The sequence below is a fragment of the Streptomyces sp. Xyl84 genome (assembly GCF_059731885.1).
Genome location: NZ_AP029182.1, coordinates 2,415,752 through 2,432,948, shown reverse-complemented (window position 1 = coordinate 2,432,948; position 17,197 = coordinate 2,415,752). Strand labels below are relative to the sequence as shown.

Annotated in this window: 11 protein-coding genes and 1 tRNA gene; 7 read left to right on the top strand and 5 right to left on the bottom strand. The window is 74.7% G+C overall.

Annotated elements, in window-relative coordinates; translation table 11 throughout:
- Nucleotides 1–243: 243 nt before the first annotated feature.
- From AC6I72_RS10300 to AC6I72_RS10290, 3 genes are all read right to left on the bottom strand, one after another.
- Complete coding sequence (locus tag AC6I72_RS10300) at nt 244–2,022, bottom strand: beta-ketoacyl-[acyl-carrier-protein] synthase family protein (RefSeq protein ID WP_498000512.1); 1,779 nt, start codon at nt 2,020–2,022, stop codon at nt 244–246.
- 309 nt (nt 2,023–2,331) lie between these two features.
- Complete coding sequence (locus tag AC6I72_RS10295; protein ID WP_498000511.1) at nt 2,332–3,570, bottom strand: hypothetical protein; 1,239 nt, start codon at nt 3,568–3,570, stop codon at nt 2,332–2,334.
- Entirely contained in the window at nt 3,567–5,117 is a 1,551-nt protein-coding gene (locus AC6I72_RS10290) for a phenylacetate--CoA ligase family protein (protein WP_498000510.1), read from the bottom strand. The genes AC6I72_RS10295 and AC6I72_RS10290 overlap by 4 nt, the downstream gene beginning before the upstream one ends.
- An 851-nt stretch (nt 5,118–5,968) precedes the next feature.
- Here AC6I72_RS10290 and AC6I72_RS10285 point away from each other — a divergent pair.
- Nucleotides 5,969–7,243: a hypothetical protein gene (locus AC6I72_RS10285; protein WP_498000509.1), complete on the top strand. Its 1,275-nt coding sequence runs from the start codon at nt 5,969–5,971 to the stop codon at nt 7,241–7,243.
- The gene (locus AC6I72_RS10280) at nt 7,180–8,640 is read left to right on the top strand and encodes a hypothetical protein (protein WP_498000508.1); all 1,461 of its coding nucleotides are present in this window, start codon (nt 7,180–7,182) and stop codon (nt 8,638–8,640) included. The genes AC6I72_RS10285 and AC6I72_RS10280 overlap by 64 nt, the downstream gene beginning before the upstream one ends.
- A 6-nt stretch (nt 8,641–8,646) precedes the next feature.
- Here the strand turns inward: AC6I72_RS10280 and AC6I72_RS10275 are convergent, their stop codons facing one another.
- A complete protein-coding gene (locus AC6I72_RS10275) occupies nt 8,647–10,587 on the bottom strand; it encodes a hypothetical protein (protein WP_498000507.1) in 1,941 nt (646 codons plus the stop codon).
- A 339-nt stretch (nt 10,588–10,926) separates the two neighbouring features.
- On the opposite strand from AC6I72_RS10275, the gene AC6I72_RS10270 reads away from it, so the two are divergent.
- Together AC6I72_RS10270 and AC6I72_RS10265 are read left to right on the top strand one after the other, a co-directional pair.
- Nucleotides 10,927–12,597: an SWIM zinc finger family protein gene (locus tag AC6I72_RS10270; protein ID WP_498000506.1), complete on the top strand. Its 1,671-nt coding sequence runs from the start codon at nt 10,927–10,929 to the stop codon at nt 12,595–12,597.
- Nucleotides 12,598–12,842: 245 nt separating this feature from the next.
- Nucleotides 12,843–13,370, top strand: a complete 528-nt coding sequence (locus tag AC6I72_RS10265; RefSeq protein WP_498000505.1) for a DUF3761 domain-containing protein — start codon at nt 12,843–12,845, stop codon at nt 13,368–13,370.
- Between the two features lie 370 nt (nt 13,371–13,740).
- Here the strand turns inward: AC6I72_RS10265 and AC6I72_RS10260 are convergent.
- Nucleotides 13,741–13,812: transfer RNA gene (locus AC6I72_RS10260), tRNA-Arg, on the bottom strand.
- Between the two features lie 63 nt (nt 13,813–13,875).
- On the opposite strand from AC6I72_RS10260, the gene AC6I72_RS10255 reads away from it, so the two are divergent.
- From AC6I72_RS10255 to lysA, 3 genes are all read left to right on the top strand, one after another.
- Nucleotides 13,876–14,466, top strand: coding sequence for a response regulator (locus tag AC6I72_RS10255; protein ID WP_498000504.1), 591 nt, complete (start codon nt 13,876–13,878; stop codon nt 14,464–14,466).
- Nucleotides 14,467–14,591: 125 nt separating this feature from the next.
- Nucleotides 14,592–15,728, top strand: coding sequence for an ArgS-related anticodon-binding protein NrtL (nrtL, locus tag AC6I72_RS10250; RefSeq protein WP_498000503.1), 1,137 nt, complete (start codon nt 14,592–14,594; stop codon nt 15,726–15,728).
- A gap of 22 nt (nt 15,729–15,750) precedes the next feature.
- Nucleotides 15,751–17,142, top strand: a complete 1,392-nt coding sequence (gene lysA / locus AC6I72_RS10245; RefSeq protein WP_498000502.1) for a diaminopimelate decarboxylase — start codon at nt 15,751–15,753, stop codon at nt 17,140–17,142.
- Nucleotides 17,143–17,197: the final 55 nt, after the last annotated feature.

Genomic DNA, 17,197 nt, shown 5'->3' with positions numbered 1-17,197 from the left:
CTGAGGTGCCCCCAGCCTTCGGCCGGGAGTCCCCCTCGGTCTTCGGCCGGGACGTGTCCCGGCCCGGCGGCGCCCGGCACGCTCGCTCGCCCAGTCGCCGGGGGACCGTCCGCGTCGGGCACGGACGAGGACGGCCTTCCGCCTCGCGAGCGCGCGCGCCGGACGCAGCGGGGCCCGTCTCCGGGCGGACGGCGCTCCTTGCGGAACACGCCCTGGCGCGGGAGGGGCCGGCGCCCGCAGGGCTCAGTGCCCGGCCCGGCGTGCGGCGGGCAGCCGTCGCAGGGCCAGTACGGCGTTGTGGCCGCCGAAGCCGAAGGAGTTGCTCAGGACCAGGTCGCCGTCGCCGGGCAGGGGGCGGGGCGCGCCGGTGACGATGTCGAGCGCGATCTCCTCGTCGACCTCGGCGCAGCCCACGGTCGGCGGTACGACGCCGTTGTGCAGGGTGAGTACGGCGGCGACGGCCTCGACACCGCCCGCGGCGCCCTGCAGGTGCCCGAGGTGTCCCTTGAGCGCGGTGACGGGCACGCCGCCCGCCCCGAGCACGGCCCGCAGCGCCCCGGCCTCGGCGAGGTCGCCCTCCGCGGTGGCGGTGGCGTGCGCGTTGACGTGGACGACGTCCACGACGTGCCCGCCCGCGTCGCGCACGGCCCGCCGCAGCGCGAGCGCGACCCCGCCGCCCGACGGGTCGGGCGCCGCCATGTGGTGCGCGTCGGCGGACAGCCCCCACCCGGCGGCCTCGCAGTAGATCCGGGCGCCCCGGGCGCGGGCGTGCTCCTCGGCCTCCAGTACGAGCACCCCGGCGCCCTCCCCGTTGACGAACCCGGCGCGGTCCTTGGCGAAGGGCCGCGAAGGTGAGGTGCCGTCGGCCGGATCCAGGCCGGACAGGGCGCGCATGGCGGCGAAGGACGCCATGATCGCCGGCGTGACGACGGCCTCGGCGCCACCGGCCAGGGCGACGTCGACACGGCCGTACCGTATGCGGTCGACGGCCTGTCCGATCGCCTCGGTGCCGGAGGCGCAGGCGCTGGTCACGGTCCGGGCCTCGCCGGTGATGTGCAGGTCGAGCGAGACCTGCGAGGCGGCCTGCGAGGGCACGGTCATGGGCGTGGTGAGCGGGGACACACCGCGCGGCCCCTTCTCGCGCAGCTTCCGGTCGCCGCCGACGAGGACCGAGGCGTCCCCGAGGATGGAGCCGAGGCTGACGCCGACCCGCTCCGGGTCGAGCCCGCTCTCCCGCGTCCCGCCCTCGGCGTACCCGGCGTCGCCCCAGGCCTCGCGGGCGGCGAGCACGGCGAACTGCGCGGCCCGGTTCATCCGCCGGGCGGCGGCGCGGGGCAGCAGGGAGGACGGATCCACGGGCACGACGCCCGCGGTGCGCACGGGCAGCTCCGCGAACTCCTCGCCCTCCAGTTCCCGTATGCCGTGACGCCCCGCGAGCAGCCCCTGCCACAGCTCGCCCACCCCGGCGCCCAGCGGCGTCATGGCCCCGAGGCCGGTCACGACGACCCGCCGCGGTCCGGCCGCCGAGGGTTCGCGGGCCGGCCGTCCGTGGTGCCGTACGACGTACCCGGCCCGGTCGGCGTCGGCCGCCCAGGCCCGTACGACGTCGTCGGACACGGTCTGCGCGGTGCGGGCGTCGAGGTCGCGGTGCCACAGCCCCCAGCGCCGCCGGTACGTCACCTCGACGCCCTCCGGGTCGACGGCCCGCAGCCGGGTGACGCTGTCGCCGTCCCGGAACTCGACGGCGTCCAGCCGCGGCGACGACACGGCGGGCACGGCGGCGACGTCGACGCGCCGCCCGGCGACGACCACCTCCTGGCCGCGCGCGAGGACCGCCTCGCGGTCGGGGCCGCCGAGCGGCGGCCGCAGGGTCACCCGGATCGTCTCCGGTGACTCGGGCAGGGTGTGCATCACGACACACCACTGCCGCCGCTCGGCCTCGTCCCGCGAGAGGGCGATCAGATCGCCGGGGACGGCCTCGGCGGCGGTAACTGTGTGGGGGGTGAGGGGGACTTCTGGCATCTCGGATGAATTGGACATATCCGTACTGCTTCCTGTGGCCCGAGGTGTCGTTCGGCGGACCATCTGAGTGAAAGGGACAAACAGCCGGAAAACTACGGAAATAGATGTTGGTCCCAAACAGGACACCTGTACTAATACCCGCAATTGCTTCCAAGACGCGCCGAGTTGACCGCGAGTCGGAGCGTGGGTGTGCCCCAGCTCACGCACGCACCGCCGAGTGCGAGGTGAGGCCGTGTGACCTACGGCACGTCAGCTGCGGAGACGGAGGCGGGGGCGGAGAGACGGGGGCGGGGGCCGGGGCGGCGCCCCTCAGACGAGGCGGGCCACCAGCGGCCCGGCCCCTTCCCCGCGTTCCCTGGCGTCGCGACGGGCCAGGCCGGGGGAGCCGCCGGACCCGACGACACGGCCGTCGCGCAGAACGACCCAACTGCCCTCCGGCAGCCCGCCGATGGCCCTCAGCGCCCCGTCGCCCGCGCTCGGCCCCGAAGCGGTGGCCGTCATCCCTTGGTCGGCGTTCCCTGGTCCTCCGACGGCGGCCCCTGGTCCTCCGACGGTGGCCGCGGGGCCCCCGCCGGCGGCCGTCAGCCCCCCGCCGCCGACCGCCGTTCCGCCGCCGGAGGCGGTCATTCCTTCCGCGGCGGCCGTCAGGTCGGCCGTCGTCAGGGCGACCGCCGCGGTCAGCCGGGCGTCCGGCCCGAGGGCGCCCGGCCGCGGCGCGGGCGCCACGGCACCGGCACGCCACTGGGCGGTGGTCCGCTCCCCGCCCGCCCGGCGCGACCACACCACGTGCTGCACCACGATCAGCGGTCCCAGCGCGGTCAGCAGGGGGAAGCCCTCCGTGAGCGCGCCCAGGGCGAACAGCGCGCTGACCGCACTGGTGACCGCGATCCCGACGGCCCCCGCGAGCAGCGCAGCGCCCCGGCCGTACGCCTTCGCCGCCACCAGCGGGAACAGGACGAGCAGCAGCAGGTCCCCGAGGCCGACGGCGACCGGATGCGCGCCGCCGGTGAGCGCGAGCAGCGGGGCGAACGGGCGCCCCCGCACCTGCTCGAAGAAGTCCCCGGTGACGTGGGTGAGCGTGGTGGCGATCAGGTCGTAACAGGTCAACGCGGCGGCCAGCGCGGCCACCTGGGCCGAACGCATCCCGCTCTGCGCCCACAGGTTCGCCACGCCCACCACCGCCACGGCCAGCAGCATGCCGGTGCCGGCGCGCACCCCGGCCGCCGCGCCCGCGACGGCCGCCCCCGCGGTCAGGCCGGTCGCCGCGAGCGCGAGGCACCAGGCCCAGCGGCCGGAACACAGCGGAGCCAGCGTGAACTGCACGGCCACGCAGAGCACCAGACCGAACAGCGCCGACACCCAGGCGCCCGGCAGCGCGCCGTACAGCAGCGGGGCCACGACCACCCCGGCGCAGAGCACGGCGACGTCCGCCGGGGCGTAGACGCCGACCGGCGGCCGGGGCATGGCGACCCGGACCAGATAGCCGCCGGCCACCGCCATGAGCGCGGCCACGCAACAGCTCAGTGCCACCAGGGCGGTTCCGTTCACGCGCCGGCCACTCCTTCCTCGCCCGCCGCGGCCCCGCCGTGCGCGGCGACGGCGTGGGTGCGGGGCGGGCGGTCCGGCCGGCCGGGCGCGGGCACGCTCTCGAAGCTGTGCTCGCGCAGGTCGGCGCGGAGCGGACTGGTGGGCGGCATCGCCGACCGGTCGTCGTAGAGCACCAGCCCGGCCAGCGGCAGGCCCGCCGCGGTGGCGCGCTCCTCCAGCCGGGCCCGCAGCGCGGTCGCGGGCAGGGAGGGCACGAGCAGGTGCAACAGCGCGCCGCCGCCGGGCTGTTCGGTCACCGAGTACCGGGCGGGCAGCGGCACCTCGGGCTCGGCCTCGACGAGGTCGAGCACGGCGCGGGTGGTCAGTGAGGCGCTGAGCGGCCCGGTCCAGCGGCCGAGGATCTCCGAGGTGGCGGGCAGGTGGGCCAGCTCGCAGGCGGGCGCGGTGGAGGGTGTCCGTACGAGGTCACCGGTGGCGTAGCGCAGCAGCAGCGTGCACTCCCGGTAGGGGAAGTAGGGGGTGTGCACGATCACGCCGGTGCCGCCGGGCGGCGTCGGCTCCCAGGTCTGCGGGTCGAGGACCTCCAGGTGCCCGAACTCGGGGGTGTGGTGCAGATGCCCCTGGCCGCACGGCGTACCGCCGGAGGGCAGCGTCTCGGTCATCAGGTACGAGGTCCCGACGGACGCCCCGAACACGGCCTCGGCGCGCTCGCGCAGCGGCCCGGACAGCACCTCCCCGCCCACGCCGATGCTCAGCAGCCCGAAGTCCGCGGGCCGCCAGCCGTCCCGCTCGGCCCGGTGCACCAGCGCGGACAGGTAGGAGGCCGAGGTGCTGAGGTGGGTGATCTGGCCGGCCTTGCCCGGCAGCCCGAGCGGGGCGGCGAGCCGGTCCAGGGCCAGGGCCGGTGCCAGCGTGCCGAACTGGACGAAGGACGCGCCGACCCGCGTCGTCGACTCCTCGGCGTTGATCAGCGGCAGCGTGGCCCGCGAGCAGCCGGCGTAGGCGAGGGTGTGGTGCGGGCGCAGTCCCATGCCGAGAGCGGCCGAGATGGTGCTGAGCGCGATGGTGACGTCGAGTTCGGCACGCGAGTACCAGACGGCCGTGGGTGTTCCGCTGGTCCCCGTGGTGAGGGCCATCAGGGCGGGCCGCGCCGCGGCCGACACGAACGCCCCGGGCATGCCGCGCAGCGCCTTCTTCGAGGTGACCGGCACCTGCGACCAACTGCCGGCACCGGAACCGTCGGCGCAGGGATCGAGGGCGTCGGCGTCGAGTCCGGCTCGCTCGAACACGTGCCGGTAGTAGGCGGTGTGCCGGACCGCGGCCCGCGCGGTGGCCCGCAGACTGCGCCGGGTGACCGTCCGCCGCACCTCGGGATCGATCTGTCCCGCCTGCCCCGGCAGCAGCGCCGAGTCGGCGCCGGGCGCGCCGAACTCCTCCAGCGTGGCGACCAGGTCGCGGGCGATGCGCTCCAGGTCACGCGGCCGGATCGGGCGGTTGCGCAGCACGGCCATGCCGTAGCGGAGCTGACTCAGGGCGGTGCCGAACAAGGGGAGCCCTCCTGACGCCTGGACCTGGACCGGAGCCCCGCCCCAGGACCGGGCCGGCGGCCTTCACTCGTCACCTCGCACCCGCGGGCCCCGGCCCGGGCGGACGGGCGGCTCGTGGCCCCCGTCCGCCCACCCGCCCCCGGCGCGTGCCGGGGCCCGGGGTCAGGCCATGTGCGCGAACATCGCGGCGGACAGAGTGCTCAGGGCGTACTTGAGGTAGTGCTTGACCATGGTCGGAACCTCCCTCACGGAGCGCCGCCGTTCGGACGGCGCGGGCCAGGTGATGAGCTGCCGCCCGGACAGGGCCGCAGAAGCAGCGGCAGTCTAGGAACGGGCACGAGCACCGCACCAGACGTCATGCGCGGATAAATCGCCTGAACGCTCGATTATTTATGGAACCGCTGCGTCCGTATGGGGTTGCCGGCGGCCCGTGCCACGACCGGCGCAGTGTGGTCGCCTTCGCCGCGCAGGGCGCCGGCCGGGAGGTCGCCGGGCCGGTCCTCAGCGACAGGATGGTGGAGGCCGCCCTCGCCCATCCGAACGCGGTGCCGGCGCCCGAGTCGGGATCACCCGCATCCGCACGGCGTGCCCCAGAGCGCGGACGGCGCGGCCGGGGCCGGCCGGCGGTACGCGGAGGAACCACGCGGGGACGGCGGTACACGGCGCGGACACGGGAGCAGGCCGGCGGCGTGACAGGGAACGTGGGCGCGGCGCCCGGAGGTTGCCGGGGTGCCCGCCGCGAAGACGCCCCTCGCTCGCGTACGGCGAGCCGCGCTGTCCAAGCGGCCGGGATCTCTCTACGGTGGGTGCCGGACTGCCTCACGGGGGCGCTGGATCGCTAAGGGGACGGTGTGGAAGCCGAGTTGGCGGCACTGGCCGCGTCGGGGGCGACGACGCTGGTCGGCCTGATGGTGTCGGAGTCGTGGGAGCGCGCGAAGAGCGGGCTGGCCGCGTTCTTCGGACGGCGCGGCGCGCAGCGCTCCGGGACCGCCGCGGACGACCTGGGGTCGGCGAGGGCGGAACTGGAGCGTGCCAGGGCGGCGGGTGACACCTCCGCCCAGGCGGCCGTACAGGCCAGGCTGCGGCAGCACCTGGAGGCGGTGTTCCGGCAGGACGCCGGCGCCGCCGGGGAGCTGGCGCGGCTGCTGTCCGAGCTGGCACCGGAGGCGTCGCACACCTTCGTCCACCTCGTCACCGGAGGCGTGAACAACGGCCCGGTCTTCCAGGGTTCGCACATCCACGGCGGCATCACCTTCAACGTCCCCCCGCCCACGCGCCCCGCCTCGGCACCCGCCGTCACGCCCGACCAAGTGCCGCCCGTGACCGTCCCGTTCAGCAACCGTACGGCCGAACTCGCCGCCCTGGACGCGGTGCTCGGCGGACGGGCGCGGGGTTCCGCGCCCGCCGAAGGCACGGCGGGGCCCGCCGGCATCGGCGTAGGCGTCCTGAACGGGCTCCCCGGCGTCGGCAAGACCACCACGGCCTGGCGGTGGGCGTCGCTGGCCCGGGAGCGTTTCCCGGACGGACAGCTGTACGTCGACTTCGCGGCCCTGCGCGACCGCTCGGGTCCCTCCCGGCAGACTGACCGGACCACGCCGGGGGCCGGGACCGGGACCTCGACCGGAGCCGGTGCCGGGGACGGAACCCGGCTCGGCTCCGGCACCGGTATCGGGACCGGCGCCGGCGGCGGGACGGCCGGTGCGGACGTCTCGGAGGCGCTCGCCATGTGCCTGCGGTCGCTGCCCGGCGGCGACGACGGCATCCCGGGCTCACTCGCGGAGCGGACCAACCTCTTCCGTACCCGCTCGGCGGGCCTGCGCATCCTGCTCGTCCTGGACGACGTGGACCAGCCCGCCCAGGTACGCGCGCTGATCCCCAAGGGCCCGGGCAGCGCGGTCCTGGTGACGAGCCACGGCAGACTGGGGGAACTGGCCCTGGACGGAGCACAGTTGATCTCCGTGCGGCCGCTGGACGCGCACGGCGGTCTGGCGCTGCTGAGGGACCGCTGCGGCGCGGAGGCCGTAGCGGCGGAACCGGAGGCGGCGGAACGCCTCGTGGAGCTGTGCGGCGGACTGCCGGTGGCCTGCAGATCGTGGCGGCCCGGCTGGCCACCGACGACGCTCTGAGCATGACCGAACTGGCCGCCGAACTGGCGGACGAGACCGGAAGACTGCCGGGCCTGGCCCTCGACGGCCCGGCCCCGGGCGGAGAGGAGATCTCGGTGTCCGCTGTGCTCGGCTCCGCCTACCGGCTGCTGCCGCCGGACGCGGCCCGGCTCTACCGCCTGCTGGGATGGCTGCCCGTCGGCGTCTTCGACGCGGGCGTGGCGGCCGTCGCCGCCGGCACCGGCACGGCGGGCGCGAGCCGGCTGCTGCGCGCTCTCGCCCGGGCGAGCCTGGTGGAGGCCGTCGGCGACGGCCGTTTCCGCATGCACGACCTGGTCCGCCTGCACGCGCGCGAGTGCGCGGCCCGGGAGGAGGCGCCGACCGAGCACAGGGCCCTGACGGAGCGGGTGGGCACCCACTACCTCGTCCTCACCGCGTGCGCCGACCGCGCGCTCAGGCGCGACCGGCTGCGGATCACCGACCTGTCCGCCCTGCTGCGCGGCGTCGACGACCCCTTCGCCGCAGCAGGCGGCCCGCCGCCGCTGGAGTGGCTGGACACCGAACGGGCCGCCGTCCTGGCGGTGCTGCGCGCGGCGGCGGGGCACCAACTGAACGCCCTGGTCTGGCAGTTGGCCGAGGTGTTCACGGCGCTCTTCCTCCACCGCCGCTACCTCGGGGCATGGCGGGAGTCACTGGAACTGGGCGCCGAGGCGGCGGCGGCAGCGGTGGCGTCGGCGGACACGGCCGGACAGGTCGCCGAGGCCACGGCGGCCGAGGCGCGGCTGCGCAGCCTGCTGTCACGTCCCCTGCTGGACCTCGGCGAGAACGACCGGGCGGGCGCGGAACTGGACCGGGCCGTCACCCTGGCCGAGACATCCGGCCACCTGGTCCTGCGCGCCTCCGTGCAGGAGTTCCTCGGCCGCTACCGCGACCTCTTCGAGCCGTCGCGCGCCGCCGAGGCGTACCGGCGCTCCCTGGAACTCAACGAACGGGCGGGGGAGACGCGCGGAGCGGCCATCGCCGCGTACTTCCTGGGCTGTGCGCAGGACGCGGCGGGGGACCACGCGGAGGCGATGGCCACCCTGCGCCGGGCCCGGCACGAGCTGGAGAACCGCCGGGAGCCCGACCGGCGCATGGCGGCCCGGGTGACGGCCGCGATCGGCGTCGTGCACGGCCACCTCGGCGAGACGGAGGAAGCGATCAGCGAACTCCGAGCGGCGGCCGAGGAGTTGGCCGAGGTGCAGGCCACGCACTACGAGGCCCAGGCCCTGGTGCACCTCGCCGACCTCGCGACCCGGGCGGGAGGCCGCGAGGACCTGGTCCGCGCGTGCCTGACCCGGGCCGTCGCGATCCACGAGGCGACCGGCAGCCGCCTGGCGGAGGACCTGCGGCGCCGTCTGGCGGATCTCGGCCGCTGACGGCGCTCAGCGGAGCGGGCGCCGGGCGTACCCGGGCCGAACACGAAGGACGACGTCCTCGTCCCGCGCGTCACCGACCCGCAGCAGCACCTGGACACCGGCTCCGACGTCGGCGGGGACTCCGCCGCCGCCGGATCCGGGGCCGGAGTCTGGGCCGGGGCCGACACTGGCAGGGATGCCGTCGCCACCGGATCCGGGGCCGACTCCGGTCGAACCTCTGCCCCCACCGGACGCGGGACCGGGGCCGCCTCCGACAGGGCCTCCGCCGCCACCGGACCCGGGGCCGGACTTCGTACCGGGGCCGCCTCCGGCAGGGGCGCTCCCACCGGTCCGGGCACCTGCTCCTCCCAGCGGGTGCCCCGTCCGGAGCAGGGCGTACACGACCGCGGCCGGCAGCCCGGGATCCACGGCCGCCCCGGTGACGGAGACCTCCACCACCCGCCCGTCCCGGAGCCCGACCAGACAGCAGCCCCCGCGCACGGCCGAGGCCGCGAGGAGGCTGCCGGGCAGCCGGGCGAGCGTCTCCTGGATCCAGCCCAGCGCCGAGACGGAGGACGGCGCGGGCAGCCGCCGTAGGAGTACCGAAGCGCTCTCGACGAGCCGGTGATCGCGTTCGTCGTCCGCGCAGGCCAGGTGGGTGAAACAGGACGACGTCTCCGAGGGCACCGTCCCGTACGCGCCGACGGAGGCCGGGAACCGCCGCACGGTGACGCTGGGAGCCGTCCCCGGACCCCCGACCTCGGTGGACACCTGCCAGGAGGTGACCACCGAGGCGGGCGGCTCCGGCTCGGGCACCGGAAGCATCGGCGAGGAAGGCGGCGGGGAGGACGGCTCGGGAAGTTCCAGCAGCCGGTACAGGGCTGTGCGGAGCCGGGCGAGGGCGTGCCCCGGTTCGGCGAAGGCGTGCCGGGCGACCGCCGCGTACCGGTCCGGGGCGTGCTCACGCACCACGTCCTCCACCTGCCGGCGCAGGTCACCACGGGGATCCAGCCGGGGCGCGAGGGCCGCCATCCGGTGCACGGCGGTCCCGGGCACCGCGTCACCGCCGAACGCGGCCAGCAGCAGCGGCGTACCGGCCGCGGCCCCGTACAGCGTCACCGACCCGTGGTCGCCGAGCAGGACGTCCGCCGCGACGAGCGCGGGCCGCCACGCGTGGACGGGCGGCATCAGCAGCAGCCCCGCGTCCAGGGCGGCGGCCTGCAGCGTACGGAGCTGCCAGGCACCGTGGGCGGACCGGACGTTGGGGTGGGTGATCAGACCAAACCGGTACTCGTCGCAGGGCAGTTGGGCGAGGAGGCGGGGGAGCAGTCCGGGGTCGGTGCCGAGGAGCGAGGTGGGCCCCCACGTCGAACTGACCACGACCAGCTTCTGCCCCTCCGCGACACCGAGGGCCTCCCGGTAGGCGGCCCGGCGCGGCCGGCTCGCGACCAGTTCGTCGAAGCACGGGTCACCGACCAGCAGCGTCCGCCCGGCGGCCTCGGGGCGGTCGGCGACCAGCTGTTCCTCCTGCGCCGGATGCGACACCGCCAGCCAGGCACGCCCCGACTCCAGCAGGGAGTCGGGTACGACCCCGGAGAGCCTGACCCGCGCGCTGCGCGAATCCGGCACCAACTTCTGGAACCCGACCCCGTGCGGCAGCACCAGCACCGGACAGTCGCCCTCCGGCACGTCGATGTTCTCGCTGGCGGAGAGAACGAGATCGGGACTGATCTCCCCCAACTGCTCCCAGGGCATGACCCGGCACCCGGTGCCGTTCAGCAGTTCGAGGACCCCGTCGTTGAAGGCCGAAGTGGGGTCGTAGGCGAAGACGACGGCCACCCGGCCGTCGCCCCGAAGGAGCGAGGGCAGCGCCTCCAGCACCCGCACCGTCGAGGTGACCGTACGGGCGGCGACGACCAGGACCCGCTCCCCACGGAAGGTGCTCCACCGGTGCGCATCGTCCCCCACGGGCACCCGCAGCCGCCCCGGACCCCGGCTACCGAACAACCCGCCCGCCCCCCACCGGCTCGCGGCTCGCGGCTCGCGGCTCGCGGCTCGCGGCTCGCGGCTCGCGGCTCGCGGCTCGCGGCTCGCGGCTCGCGGCTCGCGGCTCGCGGCTCGCGGCTCGCGGCTCGCGGCGATTCTGAGCTTTTATCCCATTTCAAGCCAATTGACAATCTTCTGGCGGAATTCGGCGGCAGGCCCTTACGTGAACGTACGTATGGACGAGGTACACGGTAACGAATCACCTCTGCCTGGAATCGCGGGAGGACGGCCCCCCCGGCCGACGGCCGTTAGGGTGACGTCGTGGTCGTTCTCACCGAGGCGAAACTGAGGGCGCTGGCCGGCGCACGTTCCTTCGAACGCGGACGCGGCTACGTGGACGCCGTGTCGGGGATCGAGGTCGGTGACGACTGGGTCAGAGCGTCGGTCCGCGGCACCGAGCGGTACGAGGTGGAACTGACCTTCGGCGGCCCCCGCGGCCTCACGGGGGAGTGCGACTGCCCCTACGGCCGGGAGGGCAACTTCTGCAAACACCTGGTCGCGCTGGGCCTGACCATGATGACCCGCGAGGCCGACCTCCCCCGCCAGAGGAGAACCGCCCGGGACCGGGCGCGGACCCTAGACGCCTGGCTGTCGCATCTCCCGCGCGAAGAACTGCTGGCTCTCGTACGGAAGGAGATCGCCGAGGACCGGAACGTGCGGCGCCGGCTGGAGCTGCGGGCGGCGAGCGCCGAGGGAGACCTGGCCGCACTGAGGTCCCGTCTGCGCGAGCTGTTCGACATCGGCCCGTTCGCTTCCTACGGCTACGTCGAGTACGCCGACGCCCGCGCCTACGCGGACCAGGCCGGGCAGGCGGTGTCCGCGATCAGGGACCTGACCGGCTCGGGCCGCCCCGCGGAAGCGGTGGCGCTGGCCCGGGAGGCGATCGGCCTGCTGACCGCGGCGGCGGAGAACGTCGACGACTCCGACGGACGGCTCGGACAGATCGGCGCCGACCTCGCCGCGGCCCACCACGACGCCTGCCGGGCCGCCCGCCCCGACCCGGAGGAACTGGCGCACTGGCTGGTCACGCACACCGTCGACGACGCGGCCGACCTGACGGACCTCGACCCGTTGGACTACGAGGACGTACTGGGAGAGCGAGGGATGGACGCCCTGCGCCGGCACGCGGTCCAGGCCTGGCAGGCCCACCGCACCGGCTGGGCGGAGAAGGACCTGATGCGGCGGCTGGCCAAGGCGGGCAGGGACGTCGACACGGTGATCGCCGTGCACGCTGCCGACCTCGCCCCGAACGGCCACACCCATCTGCTCATCGCCCGCGAACTCGACACCGCCGGCCGCTCGGCCGAGGCCCTGGAATGGGCGGAGCGAGGCCTTCGTGACGCCGCGGACCCGGCCACCGTCGACACCGCCCTCGTCGACCACCTCACCGACCGCTACACCCGAGCCGGCCGCCTCAGCGACGCCGTGACCCTGCGCCGCGACCACTTCACCGCCCGCCGCACCCTGCTCACCTACCGGCAACTGCGCACCGCGGCCGAGGCCGCCGGCTGCTGGCCGACGGAGCGGCAGAGAGCCCTGGCCCTGCTGAGCACGGACACCGCCGGCGACATGCAAGCCCACCGCGGTCCCGTGCTGGTGGACGTCCTGCTGGACGACGAGGACATCGACGCGGCCTGGCAGGCGGCGACGCAGTTCGGCGCCCACGACGCCCAATGGTGCACCCTCGCCGACCGCACCCGAGCCACCCGCCCCGCCGAAGCCCTCATGGTCTACCTCCGCCTGGCCGAGCCCCTCACCCACCGCACGGGCGACCGCGCCTACGAGGAACTGGTGGCCCTCCTCCTGAGCATCCGCGCCTGCCACCACCACCTCGGCGCGCCGGACGACTTCACGGCGTACGTCACGGCCCTGCGCGCCGCCCAGAAGCGCAAGCGCAACCTGATGCGGCTGATGGACGAACACGGTCTGTGACGGGACGCCGGTGCGAGGGCCGCCGTCGCACCTCTGCGAGCTTGACGGTGTGCCCGGGTGGTCGGCAGCTGGAGTTGAACGAGTCACTGGGGGTTGGGGTGGCTCGCGTCGGCCGGGATGGCGCCCCGGGGACGGTAGTTGAAAATTCCAAGGTCACAACCCGATCACCACCTTCACCAATTCCGCACATGGTAGGTGCCGCCGTAGGTAACTTCACCCCTCACGTACTGAAGCAGGGGGGACCTGTGAGCTACTACCAGCCTCAACCGCCGTTCCAGCCGCCGCCCGGCCCGCCGGCCACCCGTCCCGCACCCAAGTGGGCCCGTAAACGATTCGTGCTGCCCGCCCTGGGTGTGGCGTTCATCATCGGCGTGGGCAGCGCAGGCGCCGCCGGCCAGGACCCGAACGCGACGAAGCCGGTGGCCAACGACAAGGTGCGGCCGACGGCGACGGTCACAGCCACCGCCACAGCCACGATCACCGCGACGCCCACGGTGACGGAGACGGCGAAGCCGGAGCCCGCGCCGACGGTGACGAAGACGGTCAAGGTCAAGGTGACCGTCACCGCGCACGCCCCGGCCGCGGACCCGGGAACGGACGACAGCTCGACATCGGGCGGTTCGTCGTCCAGCGGCGGCTCCAGCTCGTCGGGCGGCTCCAGCTCCGACGGGGGCGGCGCGACGGCCCTGTGCAACGACGGAACGTACTCGTACGCCGCTCACCACCAGGGCGCCTGCTCGCACCACGGCGGCGTCGCAGTCTTCTACCGGTAGTCAACGTCTCGGGTCGGTGCTCCGGCTGGCGGCGTGAGTATGGGGCCGCTTGCCCGGCTGACGAAGGGAGGCCGGCCTCACGTCTTCTGGACTTCTGAACCAGGGTGACGTGTCCGGCCCCCACGGCCGACCGGTCTCGGTACGGGGGGCGGGGCAGGGCGGGAGGCGGTCCACCAGGCAGGTGCGGCCTTGGCGATCAGGAGTGACCGCGAAGGATCGAGGTCCAGGGAACGTCTCAAGATCCCGCCCCCGCCGCCCCTCGCAACCCCCGCCCTACATCCACTCGAAGCGGCACCCGCCTGCACAAACACAAAGACCCCGCACTCAGCGTCTCCACTGATCACGGGGTCTTCAGGCACCTCATCAAGGGTGCCCCCGGCAGGATTCGAACCTGCGCACACGGCTCCGGAGGCCGTTGCTCTATCCCCTGAGCTACGGGGGCGGGGTTCGTCGTGCTCTGTGGCGCGGCGACGGGTAGAACACTACCAGCTCCCCGGGGGTGGTCATGAACGTTTTCCGGGGGTGGGGGGAGGGGCGTTGGGTACACCCGGAACCGGGGCGTCCCCCGCAGGGGGTGGAAGTGGGGAAAACCCGGACGCGGTGGCCGGGGGGCACCTACTCTCGAGTTGTGCCAGGGGCTTCCGGCCGGGTGCTTGTTGTGGACGACAACAAGGTCATCCGGCAGCTGATCAGGGTCAATCTCGAGCTTGAGGGTCTCGAGGTCGTGACCGCGGCCGACGGTGCCGAGTGTCTGGATGTCGTGCATCAGGTGCGGCCCGATGTGATCACCCTCGACGTCGTGATGCCCCGGCTCGACGGGCTCACGACCGCCGCGCAGCTGCGGGCCGATCCCCGGACCCGTGACCTCCCGCTCGCCATCGTCAGCGCCTGTTCGCAGGGGGAGATCGACGCCGGGCTCGACGCCGGTGTCGACGCCTTCCTCGCCAAGCCCTTCGAGCCCTCCGAACTCGTCCGGGTGGTCATGCAGTTGGTCGAGGGGCGGGGGAGGGGGCAGCAGCCCGGTACGGCCGGCGGGGAGGGGGCCGGTCCCGGGGGGAGCGGAGACTCCCGGCGGGCCTGGCGCGGTACCCGGTAGCACTTCGGCCGTGCCGGTGCCCCGCAGGGCCGGCAGCCCGTGCATGACCATCCCGCCGTCCACATGCCGATACCCCGCGCAAACCGGCTCGCCTCCCCACCCCCCTCCTCCCCTACGCTTGTCCCGTGACCCCCGTCGAGCTCTCCCGTACCGTGCTGCGCGCGGTGCGCCGTGCTGTCGACGCGGGGGAGCTGAGCGTGCCGCTTCCGGAGCGGGTCGTCGTCAAGCCGCCCGGGCCGGGCGGCTGCGGGGACTACGCCACCAACGTCGCGCTCCAGCTCGCGCGGCCCGCCGGGCAGAGCGCGCTGCGCGTCGCCGGCGTGCTGCGGGACCACCTGATGGCCATGACGGCCGACGGCATCGGGGGTGTCGTCGTCACCGGGCCCGGTTTCCTCAACATCAGCCTCCGTGACACCGGCGCGGATGCCGCGTCCGGCCGGCTGGTCGCGGAGATCCTGCGCGGCGGCCGGCGGTACGGGTACGGAGAGGACGCCGCCGGGCAGGTCGTCCGGCTGCACTGTGCCGCCGAACCCCGGGCCCTCGTCGTCGCCGACGTCCTCGCGCGGCTGCTGCGCGCCCAGGGCGCCCTCGTGCGCACCACCTGCGAGAGCCCCGTCCCCGCGTCGTGGCAGGCCGTGCTCGGTGCCCGCGCCGACGCGACCGGGACGGGGCGGCCGGACGTCGACGTAGCGACCGGGACGCGGCTGCTGGACGTCGACGTGGCGACCGGGACGGGGCGGCCGGACGTCGACGTACGGCCGGTCCCCGTCCCCGCGGCCGACGTCCCCGCCCTGCTCGCCCTCGGCCGTGACGCCGGACGCTGGGCGCTGCTCCACCCCGCCGGTCACGACCGGCCCCGCACCGGCGATGACCACCTCGTCCAGCGCGAGAGCAACCCCCTCTTCCGCGTCCGGTACGCCCACGCCCGCACCCGGGCCCTGCACCGCAACGCGGCCGGTCTCGGCTTCACCGCACAGCCGGGAGCCACGGGCACGCCCGCCGCCCGCCCGCTGCTCGCCGCCCTCGCCGACCACCCCCGCGTCCTCGCCCGTGCGGCGCGCAACCGCACACCCGACCTGCTCGCCCGGCACCTCGTCACCGTCGCCGAGGCCGTGCCGCCCCTGCTGCCGGACGTACTGCCGCGCGGCGAGGAGAAACCCTCGGCCGCCCACCGTGCCCGGCTGGCGCTCGCCGAAGCCGCCGGGACGGTGCTGGCCGGCGGCCTGTCCCTGCTCGGCATCGACGCACCCGACCACCTCTGAGAGCGCAGAGAGACACACCGACATGAGCCGTTCCGCACATCCCGCCGGGCCCCGTCACGCCGATGTCCTGCCCGAGGGCCACTACGCCGCCCCGCCGACCGACCTCAACACCCTCGACCCGAAGGTCTGGGCGCAGACCGTGACACGGGACGCGGACGGTGTGGTGAGCGTCGGCGGCGTACCCGTCACGCGGCTCGCCGAGGAGTTCGGCACGCCCGCGTACGTCATGGACGAGGCCGACTTCCGCGCCCGCGCCCGCGCCTGGCGCACCGCCTTCGGGCACGACGCCGACGTCTTCTACGCCGGCAAGGCCTTCCTGTCCCGCGCCGTCGTGCGCTGGCTGAACGAGGAGGGACTCAACCTCGACGTCTGTTCCGGGACGGAGCTGGCCACCGCCCTGTCCGCGGGGATGCCCGCCGACCGTGTCGCCTTCCACGGGAACAACAAGTCGGCGGCCGAGATCGAGCGCGCGGTGAGCGCCGGGGTCGGCCGGATCGTGCTCGACTCGTTCCAGGAGATCGTGCGGGTCGCGCACATCGCGCAGTCCCTCGGGAAGCGGCAGCGCGTCCAGATCCGGATCACCGTGGGCGTCGAGGCGCACACGCACGAGTTCATCGCCACCGCCCACGAGGACCAGAAGTTCGGCATCCCCCTCGCCGGGGGCCAGGCCGCCGAGGCCGTGCGGCGGGCGCTCCGGCTCGACGGTCTCGAGCTGATCGGCATCCACAGCCACATCGGGTCGCAGATCTTCGACATGTCCGGCTTCGAGGTCGCCGCGCACCGGGTGGTCGGGCTGCTCAAGGACATCCGCGACGAGCACGGCGTCGAGCTGCCCGAGATCGACCTCGGCGGCGGTCTCGGCATCGCCTACACCAGCGACGACGACCCGCGCGAGCCGCACGAGATCGCCAAGGCGCTCACCGAGATCGTGACGCGCGAGTGCGACGCCGCCCGGTTGCGCACGCCCCGCATCTCGGTCGAGCCCGGACGCGCCGTCGTGGGCCCCACCGCCTTCACCCTCTACGAGGTCGGCACCGTCAAGCCGCTGGAAGGGCTGCGTACGTACGTCTCCGTCGACGGCGGCATGTCGGACAACATCCGCACTGCGCTCTACGACGCCGAGTACAGCGTGGCCCTGGTCTCGCGCACCTCCGACGCCGAGCCCATGCTCGTCCGGGTGGTCGGCAAGCACTGCGAGAGCGGCGACATCGTGGTCAAGGACGCGTTCCTGCCGGCCGACCTGGCGCCCGGCGACCTCATCGCCGTGCCCGCGACGGGCGCGTACTGCCGGTCCATGGCCAGCAACTACAACCACGCGCTGCGCCCGCCGGTCGTCGCCGTCGCCGACGGCGAGGCCCGGGTCATCGTCCGGCGGGAGACGGAGGACGATCTCCTGCGTCTCGACGTCGGGTGACACAGGCACCGCCGGGCCGGAAGATCTCCTGTCTTCCGGCCCGGCGAAAATGAAA

What these genes read in the sequence shown, in the direction of transcription:
- AC6I72_RS10300 (WP_498000512.1), bottom strand. Translation starts at nt 2,022, where the DNA reads ATGCCAGAAGTCCCCCTCACCCCCCACACAGTTACCGCCGCCGAGGCC.
- AC6I72_RS10255 (WP_498000504.1), top strand. Translation starts at nt 13,876, where the DNA reads ATGAACGTTTTCCGGGGGTGGGGGGAGGGGCGTTGGGTACACCCGGAA.
- lysA (WP_498000502.1), top strand. Translation starts at nt 15,751, where the DNA reads ATGAGCCGTTCCGCACATCCCGCCGGGCCCCGTCACGCCGATGTCCTG.